The organism is Streptomyces sp. NRRL B-24085 (assembly GCF_001282115.1).
Classification (GTDB): domain Bacteria; phylum Actinomycetota; class Actinomycetes; order Streptomycetales; family Streptomycetaceae; genus Streptomyces.
Map to the genome: position 1 here is coordinate 1 of NZ_LJBR01000601.1, position 3,169 is coordinate 3,169.

At 73.8% G+C, this 3,169-nt stretch carries 3 protein-coding genes; all 3 read left to right on the forward strand.

Annotated elements, in window-relative coordinates; genetic code table 11:
• A partial coding sequence (locus AOJ26_RS40100) for an N-6 DNA methylase (protein WP_053853261.1) occupies window positions 1-1,594 on the forward strand: 1,594 nt, incomplete at its 5' end.
• 93 nt (window positions 1,595-1,687) lie between these two features.
• The gene (locus tag AOJ26_RS40105; protein ID WP_053853262.1) at window positions 1,688-2,302 is read left to right on the forward strand and encodes a hypothetical protein; all 615 of its coding nucleotides are present in this window, start codon (window positions 1,688-1,690) and stop codon (window positions 2,300-2,302) included.
• Window positions 2,303-2,367: 65 nt separating this feature from the next.
• On the forward strand, window positions 2,368-3,169 hold an 802-nt coding region (locus AOJ26_RS40110; RefSeq protein WP_234358799.1), incomplete at its 3' end, for a serine/threonine-protein kinase.

The window sequence follows — 3,169 nt, forward strand, 5'->3', positions numbered from 1 at the left end:
CCTCCCCTCGACCCCCCTGCTCCGCGGCGTCGCCGAGCTGGCCGCCGAGCTGGGAGCCCGGCAGACCTTCGAGTTCCTGCTCGGCCGGCACCTCGACGCCAACCCGCGCCAGTACACGCTCACCCCCGCCGACCTGGCCGGTCTCATGGCCGACCTCGCCGGCCCCGCCCGTACCGTCCTCGACCCGGCCTGCGGCACCGGCGCCCTCCTGCGGGCCGCCGCCACCCGCCCCGACCAGAAGCTCTACGCACAGGACAGCGCCCCCGAACTCGCCGCGCTCACCACGCTCCGGCTCGCCCTGCACACCTGGTCCACCGTGCGCGGCGCCACCGGCGACACCCTCCGCGCCGACGCCCATCCGCACGTGCACGCCGACGCCGTCCTGTGCCACCCCCCGTTCAACGAGCGCAACTGGGGCCACGACGAGCTCGCCTACGACCCGCGCTGGGAGTACGGCTTCCCGGCCCGCACCGAGTCCGAGCTCGCCTGGGTCCAGCACGCGCTCGCCCGCCTCAAGGACGGCGGTGCCGGCGTCCTGCTCATGCCGCCCGCGGCGGCGTCCCGCCGCTCCGGCCGCCGTATCCGCGCCGACCTGCTGCGCCGCGGTGCCCTGCGCGCCGTGATCGCCCTGCCGGTCGGGGCGGCGCCGCCGTACAACATCCCGCTGCACCTGTGGGTGCTGCGCCGCCCGGAAAGGGCGCCCGCGCAGCCGGAGGTGCTCCTGGTCGACGTGGGGCAGTTCGCCGGTGAGGGGCGAGGCGGGCCGGACTGGCGGGCCGTGCGCGAAGCCGTCCTCGACGCCTGGCAGGCCTTCGGACGACCCGGCCGCTTCACCGAACGGCCCGGCCTGGCCCGCGCGCTGCCCGTCATCGAACTCCTCGACGACGACGTGGACCTCGCCCCCGCCCGCCACCTGCCGCCCCCCACGGCGGCCGACGGCGCCGAACAGCTCACGGCCGTACGTGAACTGCTGGGGGAGACCCTGCGCCTGACCGCCGACCTCACCCCGCGGCGACCCGACACCGCGCACCCCGCGCGGTGGCCGCTCACCACCATCGGCGAACTCGCGCGCGGGGGCTCCCTGATGCTCCGCACCGGGGGAAACGGCGGCCACGCACGCGTGCCCGTGCTCACCGACCACGACGTCCTCTCCGGGACCGACCCTTCCGGAACGCTCCCCGAGAGCGACGAGGAGGCCGTGCTGACCGAACCGGGCGACGTCGTCGTACCGGTCCTCGGCGGGGGTTCGGTGGCGCGCGTGATCGACACGGCGACCGCGGGAGCCGCCCTGGGACGCAACCTCGTGCTCCTGCGCCCCGATCCGGCGGCACTCGACCCCTGGTTCCTCGCCGGCTTCCTGCGCGGCACCGCCAACAACCGCCAGGCCAGCAGCTACGCCTCCACCGCGACCCGCCTGGACGTGCGCAGACTTCAGTTGCCCCGGCTCCCGCTCGACGAGCAACGACGCTACGGCGAACGCTTCCGCGCGCTCGACGAGTTCGAGCGGGCGCTCCGGCACGCGGGTCGGCTCGGGGAGCGGCTCGTGCGCGGGATGTACGACGGACTCACCGACGGAACGGTCGCGCCGGACTGATCAGCTCGACAACGGTTCGGTACAACCCGTGACCTGTTGTCGGTATCGACCTATACGCTCGAACCCCACATCGAATCCCGGTTCAGGAGCGTTATGTACGGCCACGGCGCGGTGCCGCCCGCCCGCAGCTCGGGCACCGTCATCACCCTGCGCGTGCTGCTCGCCGCCGCCGGCTTCCTCACGTGCGGCCTGCTCGCCTGCGCTCCGCTGTTCCGGATCGCCTTCCTGCGCGGACGGACGGTCGACTGGGTGCTGGCCTGGGCGAGCCTTCCGCTGTCCATCGCCTGCTTCGCGGTGGTCGGCGCACTGCCGGAGAGCGACCCGAGGACCGACGTCGCCATGGGCCTGGTCATGCTCCTCGGCCTCTTCAGCAGCGTGTACTTCCTGGTGATGGACATCAGGGTGCACCAGCAGCGGCGGTTCACCGGCTACCCGCCCCAGGGCCCGACCGTCCACACCGGCTACGGCTACCCGCAGCAGACGCCGTCGCCGACGCCGCCGTATGCCTCCACGGTCCTGCCGCAGCCCCAGCTCCACCCCCAGCCGCAACCTCAGCCGTCCGCTCCTCCGGTCCCCGCCCCCGGTGCCGTACCGCCTCCGCCGCAGCGCCCCGCGCCCGCCCGTATCGAGCAGGTGCGCGCCGAACTCGACGAACTCAGCGACTACCTGCGCAAGCACGACGGCGGCACCACCGAGAGCGGCAGGTGACCGTGACGACAGGACGCGTCGTCGCCGCCCGCTACGAACTGTCCACGCTCATCGGCCAGGGCGGCATGGGCCAGGTGTGGACGGCCTACGACCGGCGCCTCGACCGGCGCGTGGCGGTGAAGCTGCTGCGCCCCGACAAGGTGGCCGGACAGGAGGCCGACGAGCTGCGCCGCCGGTTCGTGCGCGAGTGCCGGGTGACCGCGCAGGTCGACCACCCCGGGCTCGTCACCGTGCACGACGCGGGCAGCGAGGGCGAGGAGCTGTTCCTCGTCATGCAGTACGTCGACGGCGCGGACCTCTCCGACCACCTCGCCGAGCACGACCCGTACCCCTGGCAGTGGGCGGTCGCCGTCGCCGCGCAACTGTGCGCCGTGCTCAGCGCCGTGCACGCCGTGCCGATCGTCCACCGCGACCTCAAGCCGCGCAACGTCATGGTGAAGCAGGACGGCACGGTCACCGTCCTGGACCTGGGCGTTGCCTCGGTCATGGACACCGACACCACCCGCCTCACCCACACCGGTTCACCGATCGGCTCGCCCGCCTACATGGCACCCGAGCAGGCCATGGGCGGTGCGGTCGGCCCGTACACCGACCTGTACGCACTCGGCGTACTCCTGCACGAACTCCTCAGCGGGGACGTCCCGTTCGCCGGCTCCACGGCACTGGGCGTACTGCACCGGCACCTGTACGAGCCCCCGCTGCCCGTGCGCCGCACCCGCCCCGAAGTCCCCGAGGCCCTGGAAACCCTCGTCCTGCGGCTCCTCGCCAAGGACCCGCAGCACCGCCCGGCCTCCGCACAGGACGTCTACGAGGACCTCGCGCTGCTCCTGCCCGCGCGCGGGATGCCCACCGGAGCACCCCTCGACC

Coding starts and splice junctions, on each gene's coding strand:
- AOJ26_RS40105 (WP_053853262.1), top strand. CDS start 1,688: ATGTACGGCCACGGCGCGGTGCCGCCCGCCCGCAGCTCGGGCACCGTC.